The 18695-nt window shown below is 35.4% G+C and carries 18 protein-coding genes, 1 tRNA gene and 1 pseudogene; 13 read left to right on the plus strand and 7 right to left on the minus strand.

The genetic code is table 11. The features are described from left to right. Positions 1 to 31 precede the first annotated feature (31 nt). Entirely contained in the window at positions 32 to 946 is a 915-nt protein-coding gene (locus AAA923_RS03210) for a hypothetical protein (RefSeq protein ID WP_338214517.1), read from the minus strand. Positions 947 to 1219: 273 nt separating this feature from the next. On the opposite strand from AAA923_RS03210, the gene AAA923_RS03215 reads away from it, so the two are divergent. Together AAA923_RS03215 and AAA923_RS03220 are read left to right on the plus strand one after the other, a co-directional pair. Then, complete coding sequence (locus tag AAA923_RS03215; RefSeq protein WP_338214518.1) at positions 1220 to 1540, plus strand: hypothetical protein; 321 nt, start codon at positions 1220 to 1222, stop codon at positions 1538 to 1540. Between the two features lie 219 nt (positions 1541 to 1759). After that, positions 1760 to 1954: a hypothetical protein gene (locus AAA923_RS03220; RefSeq protein WP_338214519.1), complete on the plus strand. Its 195-nt coding sequence runs from the start codon at positions 1760 to 1762 to the stop codon at positions 1952 to 1954. Positions 1955 to 2015: 61 nt separating this feature from the next. Here the strand turns inward: AAA923_RS03220 and AAA923_RS03225 are convergent, their stop codons facing one another. Continuing rightward, positions 2016 to 2486, minus strand: a complete 471-nt coding sequence (locus tag AAA923_RS03225) for a TetR/AcrR family transcriptional regulator (protein WP_338214520.1) — start codon at positions 2484 to 2486, stop codon at positions 2016 to 2018. Between the two features lie 80 nt (positions 2487 to 2566). Between AAA923_RS03225 and AAA923_RS03230 the strand changes: the two genes are divergently transcribed. Next, entirely contained in the window at positions 2567 to 3421 is an 855-nt protein-coding gene (locus tag AAA923_RS03230; RefSeq protein WP_338214521.1) for an alpha/beta fold hydrolase, read from the plus strand. Positions 3422 to 3510: 89 nt separating this feature from the next. Here the strand turns inward: AAA923_RS03230 and AAA923_RS03235 are convergent. Then, positions 3511 to 3582 (minus strand) — tRNA-Gln (locus AAA923_RS03235). 74 nt (positions 3583 to 3656) lie between these two features. Beyond that, positions 3657 to 4250, minus strand: coding sequence for an Ltp family lipoprotein (locus AAA923_RS03240; RefSeq protein WP_338214522.1), 594 nt, complete (start codon positions 4248 to 4250; stop codon positions 3657 to 3659). Between the two features lie 274 nt (positions 4251 to 4524). On the opposite strand from AAA923_RS03240, the gene AAA923_RS03245 reads away from it, so the two are divergent. The 9 genes from AAA923_RS03245 (at position 4525) to AAA923_RS03285 (ending at position 15178) form a co-directional block, all read left to right on the plus strand. Further along, on the plus strand, positions 4525 to 4851 hold the full coding sequence (locus AAA923_RS03245; RefSeq protein ID WP_041500776.1) for a heavy metal-binding domain-containing protein: 327 nt from the start codon (positions 4525 to 4527) through the stop codon (positions 4849 to 4851). Between the two features lie 10 nt (positions 4852 to 4861). After that, positions 4862 to 6292 (plus strand): C69 family dipeptidase, encoded by a 1431-nt coding sequence (locus AAA923_RS03250; RefSeq protein ID WP_338214523.1) that lies wholly within the window; start codon positions 4862 to 4864, stop codon positions 6290 to 6292. A 45-nt stretch (positions 6293 to 6337) separates the two neighbouring features. Further along, the gene (gene yjeM / locus AAA923_RS03255; protein WP_338214524.1) at positions 6338 to 7870 is read left to right on the plus strand and encodes a glutamate/gamma-aminobutyrate family transporter YjeM; all 1533 of its coding nucleotides are present in this window, start codon (positions 6338 to 6340) and stop codon (positions 7868 to 7870) included. Between the two features lie 171 nt (positions 7871 to 8041). Then, entirely contained in the window at positions 8042 to 9727 is a 1686-nt protein-coding gene (locus AAA923_RS03260; protein WP_338214525.1) for an SLAP domain-containing protein, read from the plus strand. 122 nt (positions 9728 to 9849) lie between these two features. Further along, on the plus strand, positions 9850 to 11514 hold the full coding sequence (locus AAA923_RS03265; RefSeq protein ID WP_338214526.1) for an SLAP domain-containing protein: 1665 nt from the start codon (positions 9850 to 9852) through the stop codon (positions 11512 to 11514). Positions 11515 to 11694: 180 nt separating this feature from the next. Then, a complete protein-coding gene (locus tag AAA923_RS03270; protein ID WP_338214527.1) occupies positions 11695 to 12486 on the plus strand; it encodes a sulfite exporter TauE/SafE family protein in 792 nt (263 codons plus the stop codon). Positions 12487 to 12645: 159 nt separating this feature from the next. Beyond that, on the plus strand, positions 12646 to 13701 hold the full coding sequence (locus AAA923_RS03275) for an SLAP domain-containing protein (RefSeq protein ID WP_338214899.1): 1056 nt from the start codon (positions 12646 to 12648) through the stop codon (positions 13699 to 13701). Between the two features lie 3 nt (positions 13702 to 13704). Further along, on the plus strand, positions 13705 to 14334 hold the full coding sequence (locus AAA923_RS03280) for a hypothetical protein (protein WP_338214528.1): 630 nt from the start codon (positions 13705 to 13707) through the stop codon (positions 14332 to 14334). Between the two features lie 31 nt (positions 14335 to 14365). Continuing rightward, positions 14366 to 15178, plus strand: coding sequence for a hypothetical protein (locus tag AAA923_RS03285; protein ID WP_338214529.1), 813 nt, complete (start codon positions 14366 to 14368; stop codon positions 15176 to 15178). Between the two features lie 56 nt (positions 15179 to 15234). On the opposite strand, the gene AAA923_RS03290 is transcribed toward AAA923_RS03285, so the two are convergent. Beyond that, complete coding sequence (locus tag AAA923_RS03290; RefSeq protein ID WP_338214530.1) at positions 15235 to 15909, minus strand: MmcQ protein; 675 nt, start codon at positions 15907 to 15909, stop codon at positions 15235 to 15237. Positions 15910 to 15927: 18 nt separating this feature from the next. On the opposite strand from AAA923_RS03290, the pseudogene AAA923_RS03295 reads away from it, so the two are divergent. After that, positions 15928 to 16320 (plus strand): annotated as a pseudogene (locus AAA923_RS03295) (AAA family ATPase); the annotation flags it as partial. Positions 16321 to 16386: 66 nt separating this feature from the next. Here the strand turns inward: AAA923_RS03295 and glyA are convergent. Together glyA and AAA923_RS03305 are read right to left on the minus strand one after the other, a co-directional pair. Continuing rightward, positions 16387 to 17631 carry a serine hydroxymethyltransferase gene (gene glyA / locus AAA923_RS03300; protein WP_435890158.1) on the minus strand — a complete coding sequence of 415 codons (1245 nt, stop codon included), beginning with the start codon at positions 17629 to 17631 and terminating at the stop codon, positions 16387 to 16389. 3 nt (positions 17632 to 17634) lie between these two features. Beyond that, on the minus strand, positions 17635 to 18447 hold the full coding sequence (locus AAA923_RS03305) for a DNA/RNA non-specific endonuclease (RefSeq protein ID WP_338214532.1): 813 nt from the start codon (positions 18445 to 18447) through the stop codon (positions 17635 to 17637). Between the last annotated feature and the right edge of the window lie 248 nt (positions 18448 to 18695).

An 18695-nucleotide genomic window follows, 5' to 3' on the forward strand; every position in this document is an offset into this window, starting at 1 on the left:
AAATCGGATTGCTTGAGCTATTTAAATACGCTTAGTCGTTATTTTCTGAACTGACTCTGTATGGTGCAACGAATTTCTTCAATAGAACGATTGTCCCTAAGAAGAATGTCGAGGCAATGATTGCGGTAATTGGCAACATATGGAACATGCTGCTTGGTAAAACTAGTGCCAACAGTGGAAACGCGAACGCTGCCGGTAATTTGATTTTCAATAATTGTAATAGTAGGAAAACTAAAGGTAACGAAATGGCAGCTGATAATAACCATGAAGCGAATACCATGTGTATTAAGACACCAATCGTTGCTGCACCAACTAATGCGACGAAATGTTTGATGGCTAGTTGCCAGCTATAATCTGATTTTTGCAAGACTTCGAAGAATACAACCATTACTGGTGGGATTGCGGCCATTTGTGAAAAGCCGAAGAACCAAACGGCGGTGACCCAGATGATTGCCATAATTGTGAAAACTACCATGTGTTCATTTTTAATAGGATCACTTGGTGTTGTACCTTTGTAGCGACCTTGTAAGAACACTCCAATCATTAAAAATGAAGTGAATAGTAGGATTGCTACGATAAATGACCAGTGTGTGGCGTTAATAATGATGGGAAGAAGTCCGGTGGCAAATGATGGTGCTAAATTGGAGTGTAGCATACGTAATAAGATGAGCATAAACAATAATCCCAAAAGCACTTTTTCAGCGTACGTAATTGAAAATTGATTGATTACAAATCCAATAATTGCGGTTCCTGAGGGGGCAAGAAAAATTTTTGTCGGCTGGTTTATCCAGCCACCGTTCTGATAGATCCAAGTTCCCGCAGTCAGAGCCCCAATTTCGGGTAAGATGATTTCCATATCGTTTAATAGTGTGGCGCTCGCTACCATAAAAATTATGAAAACAAAGCCAATCAAATAATTACGTTTCTCAATTGTAGATAAATGCATTTGGTAATTGTTAACTCCTTTTATTTTATTTATTTCTGAATTGTCAGGAAAACTAGATAAGTGTAACACATGGCGATACTTTCTGAAAATATTTCGTATATATTATAATTATCGATTCTATACAATTTAAGAATATATAATTTTACCGTTATCATTTTACAAAAAGATAATATGTACATTTTGGATAAAAGACTATCTTTAATAGTAAAAGATACTAGAATTGGTGTTGTAGACAGAGCTAGACTAACAATTCGGATGAAAGAGGAGATTACTGTGGAAGATAAGACTGATAAGTCAACTAGAACTTACGATATGGATAAGATTGATGATGTTTTGTGTGAATTGGACGATTCCAAGATTAGGATAAACGCCTTGATGGATTACAACTTGAAGTTAAGCCGTTTGAATGATCAACAAGTCAATAAAAATATGATGTCGCACGAGTATAGCCGATTAAGCCCAATTATGGAATTGTTGAATACCGATATTTTTGAATCACTGGAAAAGGCAATCGAAATTCTCGATGTACAACATACGGAAGTTAAAAAAGAAGTTAAGGTAGGGCACAGAGAAAAGATTGAAAGTGCTGAATAGTTTTTTAACAACTGCTAAATCTTTTGGTCGAGGTTGACGGTTGTCATTTATTTATCAAACGTAGAGTGTATAATGAGGAAATCATCTTGATGGGAAAATATCAGGATGATTTTTTTTATTGTTTTTGAATATATCAAATAACAATGAGCATAATCTCCTACTTATAATGATGTTAAGATATACTTATAAAATATCTAAATGAGTTGGGAGTTATTTTATATGAAAGTTTTATTTACTTTGGAAATTTTATTATTACTTATGTCGTTGTCATATGTTGTAAGAGTATTTTGGCCTGTTAGAACTCAAGTTTTTAATGGGGACGAAGAAATTATTGTATCGATTAGAAATCGTCATAATTTGAAGATTTGTTTGGGGATTATCGTTGTGATGACAGTGTTACTAATATTACGTTAGATAGGAAAAGACATCTGAATTATTTTTCAGGTGTCTTTTTGATTTATTCAACAATTGTTTTCTAAATATTCTCGATAAATCCGTTATAAATAATATTGTATTGGGCTCCAGCTAGACCATACAAGTAGATTTTCTCTTTCATGGTTAATTTATATGGTTTCAAACTAATCAAATGTTTGTTCAATTCCTCAAGATATAAATAAGATAGTCCGGATTTATAAATACTTTTGATTTGATTCTTATATTGTTGAACATAATTGCGAACTTCATTCATATAAGGGTCCTCGAAACGTTCTTCAATCGTTTTAGGAGCATACCTTTTATCAAAGTTAATCAAAGCATCACGAATTAAAAATCTCACTAAGTCAATTTTATTAGGGAAATATCGGTAAAATGTTGATCTAGCAACACCAGCTTTGGAAACGAGTTCTTTAACTGTTATTCTTGAAAAATCTTTTTTATCCATTAATTGGAGCAGAGCTTCTTTTAAGGATTCAAAAATAATCTGTTTTTCCTCGTCACGTTTGTTCATGGACATACCTCCTTATTTGTCCCGATTCTCGTAGTTTCTAACTGTTATATTTTAGACATTAAGAGAAAGGAAGTTCAATCATGAATAAAATTATTAAAAACAAACTGACTATTAATAACTTGGAGTTTACTATTCGCGAGGGCGGAGAAGAAAATAAAGGTGATCTAATCGTATTTTTACATGGTTTTCCAGAAAGTTCATTGATGTGGGAAAAGACAATGTTATATTTCGCTGATAAAGGCTATCGAGTTGTGGCCATAGATCAGCGTGGATATTCTGCAGGCGCTCGTCCAGAAGGTATAGAAAATTATAGTATGGATTTATTGGCTGCCGACGTTGTGAGTCTTGCCAATAAATTAGGATATGAAAAATTTCATTTAGTTGCTCACGACATCGGATCAGTAGTTGGCTGGACAGTTGCTGCCAAATATCCAGAAAAACTTTTATCATGGACTTCATTGTCAGTCCCAGATTGGCCTGCATATGTTTGGGCGTTGCAAAATGATCCGACTCAAAAGGAAAAAGGGGCTTACGTCAGTCGTTTCCAAGTACCAGGTGAATCCGAAAAATTGATTTCATCAAATGATTATGCGATTTTGAAGAATTTATGGGATGGATTTTCTGAAGATGAGATATCATCTTATTTAAAACTTTATTCACAAGAGGGTATGTTGACGAGTGTTATCAACTGGTATCGTGCATTGTTCCAAGTTAAAAATAATATCGATTATAGTGCAATCACAACTAATACGGTTCTGATTTGGGGAAACAAAGATTTAGCTATTGGTCGTGCAGGCATTGAAAGAAACGCACGTTATATGAAAGGTAATTATGAAATGGTTGAGCTCAACGCTACTCACTGGTTAACAGAGTTCAATAATGATGAAATAAACAAAATTATTTATAACAATATTTCTGGAAAAACTTTTGAATAATTCTTGGGGAAATAATCTGTATATTTGATATTATTGTAAAAAAAATCGCTAGTCAATTAAGACTAACGATTTTCTAATTGTGCTCACAATTGGGCATATTGGGTTCGAACCAATAAATTGCGGATTCAGAGTCCGCTGCCTTACCATTTGGCGAATGCCCACTAACACTAAAATGTTATAAAAAAATGACCCTAATGTCAATAGCATTCAAAATAAATAATTCAATTTATTAGATTTAATCATTCAAATGTTGGATAGCATAATTAGCTTCTTCTGGCGTAAACCTCTCATTCTTATCAGAAATCAGGACTTCCCGAATCTTAGCAGGAGAGAAACCCAAGTCTCGCTGATAATTTTTAGCCGTAATCAAAGCGTTCAGATTATAATCAACTTGCAAATTATCCACCGCATATTGAGCCTGTTTAATAGTGAATTTACCTTTGCTAATTAATTGATCATAAATACCTTGTTTTGACATATTTTGAGAATCAGAATATTCCTTACCCTTTAATAAAGCATTCTGATCATAGTTAGTTTTCACATGACTTATGGCATAGTTAATTGCAGCCTTGGAATAATGTTTAGCTGACAACTGATCTGTCAAATCCTGTTTTGACATGTGCATCACGTTAACGTAGTTTTGAGCTTGCTTGAGAACAGTCTTTCCATGTTTAGGAACTGCTACTTCAGTCCGAGTTTCCGTGTCACCAGTGTTACTAGTCCGCAATGAAAAAACAGCCAAGGGAATCAATGCTAAAAAAAGCAAGCCGATAATTAATAAAAATACAATTTGTTTTCGAGTTAAATTTTGTCTTTTCTGAGGTTTCAAAATGAGTACCTCCATGTATTTTTTCAAATCAATTATACCTAAATTATAGCTGAAAGTTTGTGAATTTACTTGCATTAATTGCCAAACTGCCAAGCTTTGCAATAAATATATTTATAATGCTTTACGCTTACAACCACAAGGAAAACTCACTTTTTACGTTTCCAGCAAATTGTCAAAAATATTGCTCAATAAATCTCCAGATATAACCATATTATGGTGTGAATGTGTTACATTATTTAATGGAGTGAAATAATTATTTTTGTGAGGTGAAGTAATGGAGAAGAGCGAGATATTAGTGACTACAACTGAACACGTACCGGGACATGACTACGAAATTATCGGTGAGGTCTTTGGTTTGACGACTCAATCTAAAAACGTAGTTAGAAATATCGGCGCTGGCTTCAAGAACATTGTTGGTGGTGAGATCAAAGCTTACACAGAACTATTGACTGAGGCTCGTGACATTGCAATTGACCGTTTACGTCAAAATGCTTTGGACATGGGAGCTGACGGAGTAGTTATGATGCGTTTTGATTCTGACTCAATCAGTGCAGATATGGAGACAGTTGCAGCATATGGTACCGCAGTAAAATTTAAGTAAGGTGATAGTAATGGCATTAGAATATAATAAAAGTTCTTTATCAGCTTGTACTAGTATTTTAATTGGTAAGAAAGCAACCGTTGATGGTTCAACTATCATCGGCAGAAACGAAGACGCCAAAGCATCATGGCCAAAGCACTTTGTTATTCATGAACATAAAGAATTTACTGATGATCAAAAATTCGTTTCTAAAGCCAATGACTTTCAAATGGACCTGCCTAAAATTCGCTATAAATATTCTGCCACTCCTGAATGGACCTTTAAAGAAGGATTATTTGAAGAGGATGGTTTTAACGAATATGGCGTTGGAATGAGTGCCACTGAAAGTGCTTATTCAAACCAACGTGTATTAGGCGTTGATCCTCTTGATGAAAATGGTATTGGCGAGGAAGCCATGATCACAGTTGTTTTGCCTTATGTTAAAACTGCTCGGGAAGGTGTTTTACGACTAGGTAAAATTATAGAAGATCATGGTACTTGTGAAACTAACGGGGTTCTCTTCTCTGATAAAGATGAAGTTTGGTATTTCGAAAGTGGATCAGGTCACTATTGGGTTGCACAACGTATCCCCGACGATAGTTACGCAGTGGTTGCCAACCAACTAGCTATTCAAGAAATTGATTTTAATGATTCAGAAAACTTTTTATTTCGTAAAGATATTAAAGAATTTGTTTCTGAAAATCATTTGAATACTAGACCTGATGGTTTTAACTTCAGAGAAATCTTTGGAACACATGATTTGTCTGATGAGATTTACAGCACGCCTCGTGTTTGGTGGGGTCAACAACAATTCTCAGGTCCAACTGATGAAAGTCCTGAGAGTGAAGATTTAGCTTTTGTTAAGAAAGCCAATCGTTTGTTGAGTGTTGATGATGCGCAAGATTATTTGGCATCACATTATCAGAAGACTGAATTCGATCCTTTGAATAAGTCTGCTAATAATAAGCGTTACCGTCCAATTAGTTTAGCTAAAACTCAGGAGTCTCACGTCTTACAAAATAGACCTGATATGGCCCCTGAAATCGCCTGTGTTCAATGGTTAGCCATGGGTGTCGCTTCACAGAGTGTTTATGTGCCATTCTATATGGGGATGACGGATACACCTGCAGAGTACAAAATTGGTGAACTTCCATACGATAGTAAGTCAGCTTATTGGACGTATAAACTAGCCGGAGTTTTATTAGACGGCCACTACAAAGAACTTGGAAAAGATTTCCAAGCCAAGCAAAAGGACATCAATATCACACTTCGTAAGAAGTTAAATGATTTTGATCGGGAAGCCTTGAGCAAAGATGATGATAAATTACCTAATTATTTAACCGAAGCTTCATTTGAAATGGCAAAAATTTCACTTGACGGCTATAAAGAGCTAATTGCTCAATTAATTACGGACTCGACTGATTTTTCACCTCTAAACTTCAAGACAGATATGAATTTATAGAAATTATAATTTGTACATTGAAAATTGAATGAGGGGTTTTATAAAATGAATGATGGTAATTCGCCGACAAAAACAATCACATTATTTGGGTTAATAATGATGATTTTCACGGCGATCTTTGGATTTGCTAATACAACTGTAGCTTATGAACAGATGGGATTAGCAAGTATTGTGTGGTATGTATTTGCTGCTTTATTCTTCTTCCTACCCGTAGGATTTATGATGGCAGAGTATGGTTCCGCTTTTAACGAAGCTAAGGGTGGAATTTATTCATGGATTGATGGAGCTGTAGGTGCTAAATGGGCCTTTATTGGTACATTTATGTGGCTCGCTTCATGGGAAGTTTGGCTAGTGTCAACTTCTTCAAAAGTTTGGATTCCTTTGTCAACAATGTTTGCTGGTCACGATACAACGCAAACTTGGGGCATGTTTGGACTTTCAGCAACACAAATTATCGGTTTGCTAGCTGTACTTTGGATTGTGTTTGTTACATACACAGCTTCACAAGGTATGGATAAGATTTCAAAAGTTTCAAATTTCGGAGGAATTATGACAATTCTTTTGCAAGTCATTTTCTTCTTCTTGAGTTTGGCAGTTCTATTTATGTCAGGTTTTCACACTGCAGAACCAATTCACGGATTAGATACATTTATCCATTCAGCTAATCCAGCATTTGCTTCTCCACTTGGCATGGTTTCATTCATCGTTTATGCAATCTTTGCTTACGGTGGTATGGAATCTGTCGGTGGTGTTACTGATAGTATGAAGAATCCTAAGAAAGATTTCCCACGTGGTGTCTTGATTTCAGCAGGTGTTATTACATTGCTTTATTCACTAACAATTCTCTGCTGGTCAATGAGTGCTAACTGGAATGCTGTTATTGCTAAAGGTAACGTTAACTTGGGTAATATTACTTATGTTATGATGAGCAACCTTGGTTATACTTTCGGTACACATATTGGATTGGGTAGTGCCGCTGCTATCACTTTAGGTGAGTGGTTGGCTCGATTCACTGGATTTGATATGTTTATCCTTTACATGGGTGCATTCTTCGTTTTGATCTATTCACCATTGAAGTCTTTCGTATTGGGTACTCCCAAAGATTTCTGGCCTGCAAAGGTAACTAAGTTAAACAAACATGGTATGCCAGCTTATGCTATGTGGGTACAAGCTATCGTGGTTATCGTCCTTATCTTAATCGTTGATATGGGTGGTAAAAATGCCAAGGCACTTTATAACGTTTTGACATTGATGGCTAACGTTTCAACAACTGTACCTTACTTATTCTTGGTAGGTGCATATCCATTCTTTAACTTAAATAAAGATATTGAAAAACCATATTTATTCTATAAGAACAAGAAAGCTATGTGGACAGTTTCAACAATCGTCTTCTTAGTTTTAGCGTTCGCAATTATCTTTACCGTACTACAACCAATCATGGAAGGTGCTTATACAGATGCCCTTTGGACACTTATCGGACCAGTTGTCTTTGGACTAGTCGGATTCATTCTGTATTACAGATATGAACATAAACAACATGCTAAAGCAACTTCTGGCATTGATGCCGAAAATGATTAATTAGTTATGAAAAAACAGATCTTATCGAGTTTTGATAAGGTCTGTTTTTTTGCGTTGTGTTTAAACGTGACAAAGTTACCGGTAATTTTATAAGATTATCTACAAGTTAAATAAATCACAAAAAGGGAAGTGACAATTATGAAAAGAAAAATAATGGTGGCGGCAACTGGTTTGTCCGCTGGAACGTTGATTGCAACTGCGGTGGTAAATCCTAAGGTAGCTTCTGAGTTGATGAGGACTGAGTTGGTTTTGGCAGATGATACTGGTGAAAATCAAAAGAGTGTTAAAGAATTGATACCCGATTGGAACTTACGGGTGGTTATTTCAGTAGCATTAGGGAAATCGGTTTTTAGATTAATGCCTGAAGATTTGAAAAGTGAAAAACTGACAGAGTTACTTCTATGGGGTAATCAATTTTATAGTTTGGAAGGAATAGAAAACATTACAGCATTAAAGAAATTGACGATTATTGATACGTCAATTGAAGATATTTCAATGCTTGAGAAAATTAGTGGATTAAATCAATTGGTTCTGTCAGGAAATAAAATAACTAATTTTGATGTTTTATCTAAGATAAGTGGAACTAAAAATGTTAAAAGTAATGTGGAGCTTCTAAAAGATAATATTGAATTAGATGCGTATAATTCAACTATAGATCTATCAGAATCTATCGGTGATAGTGTATCAAATAAAATAACAATTAATGAACTAACAGTTAATGGTAAAACTGTAAAGCCTGTATTTGATGGTAATAGAAAGATTGTATTTGATGATTTACTTAATAATAGTAATAAATCTGCTGATGGAAAGTCTTTCGGTGAAATTAAGGTAGTCTTAAAACAGAATTTAGATAATTTGTTTTTATGGGGAATAACTTCTGACGTTACAACAACAATAATACAACCTTATACTATCAATGAATATGCTCCAGTTCTCAAGGTAAGTGGCAGTACACTAAATGATGGTGATACATGGAAACCTAGCGCTAACATTGAAACTGCAACAGATAAATTTAAGAAGCAAATTCCGTTGGAGGAAATTAAAGTTGAAATTGATGGGGTTAAGATGAAAGTGACGGAAGATGTGGATGGTTTAACAGAAGGCACACATACGGTGATATATACGTATGAACTTAATTCAGAAGTTCTTGCAACTGCAACTACAACAGTTGTTGTAAATGATACAGGAGAACCAGATACAGGAGAACCAGATACAGGAGAACCAGATACAGGAGAACCAGGTGCAGAGAAACCAAACATCGAAGTAATCCCCAAAACTGACATCATGACGAATAAACCTACATTGGATATCTATAATTCAGAAGGGAAGAAAACAGGAACAAAGAAACTTACAGACGAAATAACTGATTTCACTACAGAAAAAGTAAACAAACTTGATAGTGGTGAGTATTACCAAATTGGTGATAATGAATGGGTAAGCGCAAAGGATGTTGCTGTGTTCGAATATACTGACTCTTACATTCAAACACATGGAAGTAAAGTTAAGAATTTAACTGATTTTGGAAATACAGGCACCTTAACAGACAGAGCTTTAGACAAATCATCTAGTTGGTATACAGACCGTTCTGCATATTTCGATGGTGAATGGCACCATAGAGTTTCAACACACGAATGGGTACATGATGACCATGTTGTGAAGTATGAAATCGCTAGTGGTGTTGTAAATGCTACCGAAACTGCAACACTTTATAACAGTAAAGGTAAGAAAGTGACTGACCGTGCATTGGCAAAAGGTTCAACATTCTTCACTGATAGAAAAGCTACAATCGATGGTAAATTGATGCATCGTGTATCCACCGATGAATGGGTTGATGCAGATACAGTTACATTCAAATAGGAAGTTACATCTAAGATTGCGAAAGCAATCTTTTTTGTTGTGTTTATACGTGACAAAGTTACAGGTAATTATATAAAATTATTCTAAAAGTTAAATAAATCACAATAAAGGAAGTGAATATTATGAAAAGACGAATAATGATAGCTGCCACTGGATTATCTGCTGGAACTTTGATAGCAACAGCTGTAATAAATCCTAAATTAGTTTCTGATTTTATGAGAATTGAGTTGGTAAAAGCCGATGAAAATGGATCAAATGAAAATATTAATGAATGGATGCCGGATCCAGAGCTACAACAAATAATTGCTATTTTATTGGGAAGTGATGTTGATGGTATAACTCAAGAAAAGATGATGGACATTACTGAAGCTGTAGTTCATCTAAAAGATGTTGATAATATAGAAGGTATTCAATATTTAGGTGGAATTGACTTTTTGCATTTTTATAATCCAGTTTTAAATCTAGTGCTAGTGAACAAATTTAAATCCATGGTAAGATATGAATTTCATGATATGGGTATTTCAGACTTTGATGTGTTTAGTGAAATGCGTGGAATAGGAAATAAATCTGCCTATTTTTCCGCGCAAAAGATAACATTAGATGAAGTCACAATTGAAAATGATAAGTTAGTGGTTGATTTAAGTGAATACTTTAGGGGTGATTCATTCAAAAGGATAGTAACTGGCAGTGTAACTTTTTTTGCTAAAATTAACAATAGAGAATTAGAAGAAGATGAGTTCTATAATACGGAATATCCATTTATTTTTACTTTTGACATTAATGAATTAAAAAGTAATTCAAAATTCAATTATAATAAATTTAAAGATACATTAGTGATTAATTTTCATCAGACGGTAACTATAAATGGAAAGGAAGAAAGAGTACCAATGCAATTTTATCAACCATTTATTATTCCCGCAGATGATCCAAAAATATTTGCAAAAAATGTTAATTTAAAGGTTGGGGATACATGGGAAGATAGGTATGGCTTGGAAACCGCAATTGATGGAAAAGGAGACAATATTCCAATTGAGGATTTATATGTAGACATAAGTAATCTTGATACCTCAACACCTGGAACATATAAAGTTGTATATTACTACGAAGAGGGATCTGATGTTTATGCTACATCAATAGTCACAGTAACAAATCGTTCAGGTTCTGGAACGGGTGCAGGTAATTCCAGTGTAAAGAATATTGATACAACCAATATTATGACTGATCAATCAGAGTTAGATATCTACAATCTTAGTGGTAACAAAAAAGGTACAAAGAAACTTACAGAAGAAATAACAGATTTCGAAACAAATAAAGTCAATACGGTTAATGGCGTTGAGTATTATAACCTTGGTAATGACGAATGGGTAAGGGCGGATGACGTTAAAGTTTTCCACTTCAATGACTCTTACGTTCAAACTCATGGTAGTAAATATAAGAATTTAACTAAGTTTAGAAATACAGGCATTGTTGAAGATAGAGGGCTAGAAAAATCAACTGACTGGTATACGGATCGATATGCCTTTTTCCAAGGTGAATGGCACCATAGAGTTGCGACACACGAATGGATTCATGATGATCATGTTGTTGAATATCAAAATATTAATGGTGTGGTACATGCCAATGAAACTGCAACGCTTTATAACAGTAAAGGTAAGAAAATAACTGACCGTGCTTTAGCTAAGGACTCAGCATTTCTTACAGATAAGAAAGCAACAATCGATGGTAAATTGATGTATCGTGTAGCAACCGATGAATGGGTTGATGCAGATACAGTTACATTCAAATAGTTAGTTAAACTTGAGATTGCGAAAGCAATCTTTTTTTCTGGTCTAAATTATGGTACGAGATATTCCGTTATAAATATATAAATCTCCACAATTTTGCTGCTTCAAAAAAATTCATTCCGTATAATTTTTGATGATGAATGATTTTAAGCACCTGATACCAGCGCTTTTGGAGTGAAAATAATGGATAAAATCATCTTATATGTTTTAGTAATTGTTTTTTCAAATACCGTTGGGGCAATTTCTGGTATGGGTGGCGGCGTGATTATTAAACCCGTTTTGGACGCTGTCAGTCATGATCCACTAGTCGCAATCAACTTTTATTCCAGTTTTGCTGTTTTTATCATGTCAATTGTCTCCACAATCAAGAACACTAAGAAAAATATTGATATGAATTGGGGTGAAGTGCTATATCTCTCGATGGGTTCACTGTTTGGTGGTAAATTAGGTGATTGGTTGTTCATGTTTCTCAAAGGCATTTTGAATAATGATAAAATGCTTAATCTCGTTCAAATTATTGTTGTTGTAATCAGTTTAATATTGGCACTGCTATTTTCAAAAAACAGTGGCTGGAAATTTTCCAAACGTACTTCAACGATTCTTTTCCTATTGAGTGGTGTTTTTCTAGGAACGCTTTCAACATTCTTAGGTATCGGTGGAGGACCAATAAATGTGGCATTGTTGATTTTTATCTTCAATTTTGATGCTAAAAAGGCAGCCATTTACTCCATTGCTTCAATATTTTTTTCACAGTTTATGAAATTGAGTTCACTCGTGCCTGTGTTGCATAAATTGCCAATTGATTTACATTTACTACCATTTATAATGGTTTCAGCGATTGTTGGTGGTTATCTAGGATCAACTATCAGTGCGAGAGCATCGAATAAATTTGTGCTCAATTTGTATAAAGTCGTCGTTGTTTTTGTAATTGGATTGAATATTTATAACGGTTTGATTATTTTGAATATTATCTAAAAAAGTGTCGTCATATTTAATATTGACGGCACTTTTACCATTTATAAAAATAATTTTGAGAAATTTTTATACACTGTTATTTTTGCCATATAGTGACATATCTATTTGCTAGAATTTAGCAGTAAATAAATGTTATTGGAGGATACGATTTTGAAGAAAATGATTAAATATATGGGGATTACCGCTGCTACATTGTTGGCCGTTGCACCAATTGCTATGCCAGTGATTAGTTCAACTACAGAAACTACTGTTAAGGCTGATGCCGTTAGTGGGGTTAGTCAAGCTGATGTTCAAAAGTGGTTAGGTGAAGTTAAGAATCAAGTTACTATCAAGTCAGGAAACAATCTTGTGAGAACTGAAGATATGGAAATGGGATATGTCATGGGTTCTGACGGTATTTTTAGTTATGGAACTGATCAATTAACACCACAAAGTCCTGTTTTTGATAGATATGCTGATGCATCTAAAAATTTAACAAATGATTTATTTGCCAGTTTTAATGATAATGCTAATGGTGATGATTTATTCTTTAACAACCCTAATATTGGGGTTCTTATGACAGCCACTGCTAATGATGGCAGTATTTCTGGAAACTTAAAGCCAGCCGATATTAATAAAGTATTGCAAAGTGGAGCCGGCGTTACTTTCCATGTAAAACTTGCTTATGTTGCTGGAGAACCAAAGGGTAGTGATTTTTATGGTAATGATGCTACTCCTACTATCTTAGGATCTAAAGATGTTGTGGTAACTGTTGGTACAAGTTCTGAAAGTACTGGCGATCAAAACAATCAAAAACCAGCAACCGGAATCAACTATGATGGAATATACTCAACAACAGTTAATGCCAAGTTATATGATGGAAACGGTAAAGCTACTTCTGCTACATTGCCAAAGAATTCACTTTGGAAAATTGATAGAAAGTTAACAGTTGATGGTACAACCTATTATCGTGTTGCTCCAAATGAATGGATTAAGGAAAACGATGGTATTCAAATTTTTCCAGATGTGGCAACTGTAACAACTAGCAGACAAGCAAAACTTTATACGTCAGCCGGCAAAGTAATCACTGACCGTGTTTTGGCTCCAAACACTTCATGGTATACAGATAGAGTTGGTATAGTTAATAATGAAAATATGAGACGTGTCGCTACCGATGAATGGGTTTCATTTAACGATTTGAAAGCTTCAGGTAGTATTGCTGTGGGGACTAACTAAAATATGAAATATACTAGTTTAAAATTAAAAAAAAGTCTTACTATCTGCGTGATGTCATTGGGTTTGCTAGGAGCTCTAAGTCCTGTTTTAACGACAGGTTTGGCTGCACAGACAGTTAATGCTGAATCACTTGATTTTAACTTTGATCCAGATAAGGTTGGTCCTGTAGCTATTCCAATGTATGTAAATGTCGATGGACAAGAGCGAAGTGTTGAGACATTAGATTATGTTTGGATTCCTAAAGTTGGTGGGATGGAAACAATTAACGCACCATTGGTAGATAAACATGTTGCAAGTCCAAGTAAAATTACAGTTTTACGAACGGCCACTGGATTAAGAGTGCTACAAGCACCAACTTATACTCCAAGTGATCCTAAAATGGCTCCTAAAACTGCGACGATAGAAAAACGTGTGGAAGTTATTACTGTTAGAAATGACAAGGGGACTTTTTGTCCTTTAGTAGCTTTCTCTACAAAAACAGGCGAAATTTATAATTTATCAGATAGAGCCTTAGGAAATAATACTGATTGGTATACAGATAAGGTTAAAACTTATGATGGTGCCCAATATTACCGTGTTGCGACAAATGAATGGGTTAAAGATATATACTTCCATGGCGGGAGTAGTATTTAATCACAAAATATAACTCCTGGGGGATTAATTTATGAAGACTGTCAAAAATTTGATTTTATCTATGGCATTATTAGCTTCAGCAACTGGAGCAATGATGCTTTCTCAAAAAGATGCTGATGCTGCTAAAGTTGCCAGCGTTAATAACAACGTTGCCAGTTTGTATCGTGAAGATGGCAAGCTGATTACTGACCGTGCTTTAGGACCAAATAGTAATTGGTTAGTTGGTAGAATTTTTACCCACAATGGTGAAGCATATTATCAAGTTGCTACTAAAGAATATTTAAAGGCTAATAATGCTAAAAGATTATATGATAATACGAATCCTTCCTTGAATTACACACCTAACATTCAACGGATTAATCAATATTTCATCAAATATCTTAATGCTTTACATGCTGCTAATGGAACTCCTATGACTACGACGACAGCTGAAATGTTTGAATATGCCAATCATCGTGCATATCAACAAGTTGGCGATACACTGGATCATTCTACTAGACCTAGAGATACAGAAGATAATCTCGACAGCATTGGATATGATGATATTCTTGAATATGGTCAATATGAAGGAATGAAATCAGATCGGGATGTTGCTTATTATCTTTTAAAGGGTTGGTATGACGATGATAACAATATCTCATATGGACCTGGACAAGTAGGTCATTTCGGACATCGTGCTGCATTAATTTATACGGGTAATCCTGCTGCGTTAGGAATGTCAGACAATGCTACTGCTATGAGCGCCGAATGGCCAGAAGATTTAGATGGATTAAACAGTATTTATAACTACACTGGTTCAAATCCAAATACCAAATTTGTTTCAAAAGATGTTGTCCCAGAATAAAAAATGATTGATGTACGAAAAAGTCGCCGAATAAAACTTCGACGACTTTTTCGTATTTAGTTTTTATTCAAATCAGCAGTCAATTCTTTAGGTAAATGACGAGGACCTCGGACAGCTTTAACTCCCAGAGCCTTCAGTTTGTCTAAAGGATATTGAGCAGGCTTGTATGTATTAATTAAATGAATCTTCATAACATATTTCATGGCTAGGTTTTTATCATGATAATTATATGGAATATTTGTATCTATTACTAAACACTTATAAATCAAAGCGGAGATAGGTGCAGCAACATATATGTAGACAATGTCATTCGCCTTAATACTCGTTGATTGCTTCCAAGTAATGGTGGGATTCTGTGCGAAAGCCTTTGCCAAATCAAAATATTTAGGATTGGCTGGAATAATCCACTCTTGTCCAGTTGTTACAGGATTAAAATCAAAACACTCTTCAGCAACTTTTTTCAGTAAGTCAGTGTATCTCTTCTTCACATCTGATGCAAAGGAACCCAGAACTTGATTGGAGCGGAAATTATTGTATTCAGAATTAAAATTCTTATCAATAACCTTGCCAGTCAATTGTCCTGTTTTGTCAACAGTCAGTAAAATCACAAGGTCAGTGTCAGGAATTTCGATTGAAAAAGTATATATATTGTCCACTTTCTTAAATCCAAAGTTCAGTAATTTTTTAAAATTTGGTTTGTGATTCGTGAAAATCTTATCTTCTATTTGCACATTTAAAACTTCCTACATATTGGTTTGAGTTACTTACATTTAGGTGAAAGTACTCCTAGTTTGTCCGGTGGTGAAGCACAACGGCTTAAGCTAGTTAACCATCTGAATAAGAAACAATCCCAGACATTATTTGTTTTTGATGAACCATCAGTGGGATTACATCCTCAAGATGTACAGACATTGCTTGGAGTTATCAACAAACTCAAGGAGAAGGGTGCAACCGTCATTATTATTACGCATGATTTGGATTTGATGGCAAATGCAGATTATATGATTGATCTGGGACCTAAAGGTGGTTCTTCAGGTGGTAAATTAATGGCTGCTGGTACTCCTCAACAACTTATTGAAAAGTCACATAGTTTAACTATTGATTATCTAAAGGAACATTTCCAAAAGTTTGGTTTGATTTAAGTTATTAGAAAATATAGATATGAAAAAGCCGTCGAAAAATTCGACGGCTTTTTTGTGTAGTTCCATTTAGTTAAAGTCAACTGGATGTTTGTCAGTCAAAGCTTTAGTACGTGCATCTAATTCTTGAAGTTTTTCAGGATCATCGTGATACTTGATAGCATCAACAATAATACGTGCTACTTCTTCACAGTCTTCTTCGTCAAATCCTCTTGATGTGATAGCAGGGGAACCTAAACGAAGGCCAGATGTAAATTTAGGAGGCAATGGGTCGTTAGGAATAGCTTCCTTATTAGTTGTGATGTGAATAGTATCAAGCAAGTTTTGAACTTCCATACCATTCAAGTCACAGTCAGTTAAAACAACGTTTAGCAAGTGGTTGTCTGTACCACCAGTTAGAACTGATAAATTATCAGCATCGTTGATAACTTTTGCCATAGCGGCAGCATTCTTAATAACTTGTTCCATGTAATTTTTGAATTCTGGTTGTAAGTCTTCACCAAAAGCAACAGCTTTACCAGCAATCACGTGTTCCAATGGACCACCTTGAGTACCAGGGAAGACAGCTGAATTAAGTTTCTTACCAAGTTCAGCCTTAGCTAAAATCATACCGCCACGGGGGCCTCTGAGTGTTTTGTGAGTAGTTGTAGTAACAATATCGGCAACTCCAACTGGAGTAGGGTGTAATCCAACCGCAACGAGTCCAGCAATGTGAGCCATATCGACCATCAAGTAAGCGCCAACTGAATCAGCAATTTCTCTAAACTTCTTGAAATCGATGATACGGCTATAAGCTGAAGCACCAGCAACGATAAGTTTTGGTTGAACTTCTTCAGCAATTTTTTGGACGTCGTCATAGTCAATTAAACCTTCAGCATTAACACCATATGAATGGAAGTTATACATTTTACCTGAGAAATTAACTTTTGAACCGTGTGTTAAGTGACCACCCGCATTTAAATCCATACCTAGAACTGAGTCACCAGGTTTTAAAACAGCTTGATAGGCGGCAGCATTAGCTTGTGAGCCTGAATGTGGTTGAACGTTGACATATTCGGCGTTGAATAATTTCTTAGCTCGATCGATTGCTATTTGTTCGACTTGATCGATGTATTCACAACCACCATAGTAACGGTGCCCTGGATAACCTTCAGCATACTTGTTTGTTAAAACTGAACCTTGGGCTTTTCTAACATTGTCAGAAACGATATTTTCGGAAGCAATCAATTCGATATTTCTATTTTGTCGATTTTCTTCCTTATTGATTAGATCAAAAATTTCCTTATCACCTGTACTGTATTGCACTACGACCATCTCCTAATAATTATTGTTAACTACGCTGGTACCATCACTATAATTAATCTTGACACCTTTTTCAACGTTGAAAATGTAAACGTTAAAAGAAATTCCATTGTCCGGCTGACCGCTTTGTGTCAACGATTCAGCCATCATTTGAACCCCTCGAGCCACTAATTCATTGCCACGATATATCGGTTTAACACGATACCTAATGTAATTGTTAGGATTTTGCTTGATGTAATAAGCAATATCGTTTTCATGTTTGAGCATTTCAGGAGAGTTCAGTGAACGAGTTCCTGTCATCAAATTTTTAGGATTATTGTTCTGTCCTGTCAATTGATAACCAATTAGGTGCGAACGATTATATAGCCATCCGCCGTTAATTTTCTTATTGTGCCAACCAGTTGGATTGACATAAAGAGGTTCACGCTTTGCGGTAGGCATCAAACTTTTACTCAATAATGCATCGGCCTGAATGGCTCGGTTTAAATTGTCCAAGTCAGCGAAACGTTGCCAAGGACCTTGCGAGACATTTAGTTCGGCTTTTGTGAAAGTAGGCGTATTGTTGTTGACTTCAATTTCTTGATCCGTCTGATAGTTTAAATTGGCCAAATTGGAACTAGATGACGTGGTGGTCTTTTCCACTTGCCGTGGATTGTCACCCAGACTAGTTCCATTGTTTTGGTAGGATTCATAGATTCCTGAACCCCCAACGACGACTAACAAAAGTCCCAGAGAAACTAAGCGTCGATGAATCCGACGTTTGGGTTTAACCATAAAAGTGGTAAACAGTACGATTGCCCCCAAAACGACTAGTAACAACATATACATATAAATATCCCCTCACTACGAAGATTAATTATCTTCATTTTGATTTTATCATAAGTTTTCAGAAATCTTGAACATTATTTACTTATTGATGATATTTAATTCGTATATTGGGGTGGGGTGCCGTCGGAGGAGCTGAGAAATATTCACTGGCTGTGCGGACTGGCCTGAGCCAAGGTCTCAGACCTCGGTTTGAAGACTTACCAAAGACCGGTAAGTCTCCAAACACGCCCGGTGGTGTAATGGCTAAA

The sequence above is a fragment of the Companilactobacillus muriivasis genome, from assembly GCF_036246245.1.
Taxonomy (GTDB): Bacteria; Bacillota; Bacilli; order Lactobacillales; family Lactobacillaceae; genus Companilactobacillus; species Companilactobacillus muriivasis.

What these genes read in the sequence shown, in the direction of transcription:
- AAA923_RS03275 (WP_338214899.1), top strand. Translation starts at nt 12,646, where the DNA reads ATGATTAAATATATGGGGATTACCGCTGCTACATTGTTGGCCGTTGCA.
- AAA923_RS03305 (WP_338214532.1), bottom strand. Translation starts at nt 18,447, where the DNA reads ATGTATATGTTGTTACTAGTCGTTTTGGGGGCAATCGTACTGTTTACC.
- AAA923_RS03220 (WP_338214519.1), top strand. Translation starts at nt 1,760, where the DNA reads ATGAAAGTTTTATTTACTTTGGAAATTTTATTATTACTTATGTCGTTG.
- AAA923_RS03210 (WP_338214517.1), bottom strand. Translation starts at nt 946, where the DNA reads ATGCATTTATCTACAATTGAGAAACGTAATTATTTGATTGGCTTTGTT.
- AAA923_RS03280 (WP_338214528.1), top strand. Translation starts at nt 13,705, where the DNA reads ATGAAATATACTAGTTTAAAATTAAAAAAAAGTCTTACTATCTGCGTG.
- AAA923_RS03225 (WP_338214520.1), bottom strand. Translation starts at nt 2,486, where the DNA reads ATGAACAAACGTGACGAGGAAAAACAGATTATTTTTGAATCCTTAAAA.
- AAA923_RS03265 (WP_338214526.1), top strand. Translation starts at nt 9,850, where the DNA reads ATGAAAAGACGAATAATGATAGCTGCCACTGGATTATCTGCTGGAACT.
- AAA923_RS03230 (WP_338214521.1), top strand. Translation starts at nt 2,567, where the DNA reads ATGAATAAAATTATTAAAAACAAACTGACTATTAATAACTTGGAGTTT.
- AAA923_RS03245 (WP_041500776.1), top strand. Translation starts at nt 4,525, where the DNA reads ATGGAGAAGAGCGAGATATTAGTGACTACAACTGAACACGTACCGGGA.
- glyA (WP_435890158.1), bottom strand. Translation starts at nt 17,631, where the DNA reads ATGGTCGTAGTGCAATACAGTACAGGTGATAAGGAAATTTTTGATCTA.
- AAA923_RS03270 (WP_338214527.1), top strand. Translation starts at nt 11,695, where the DNA reads ATGGATAAAATCATCTTATATGTTTTAGTAATTGTTTTTTCAAATACC.
- AAA923_RS03250 (WP_338214523.1), top strand. Translation starts at nt 4,862, where the DNA reads ATGGCATTAGAATATAATAAAAGTTCTTTATCAGCTTGTACTAGTATT.
- yjeM (WP_338214524.1), top strand. Translation starts at nt 6,338, where the DNA reads ATGAATGATGGTAATTCGCCGACAAAAACAATCACATTATTTGGGTTA.
- AAA923_RS03285 (WP_338214529.1), top strand. Translation starts at nt 14,366, where the DNA reads ATGAAGACTGTCAAAAATTTGATTTTATCTATGGCATTATTAGCTTCA.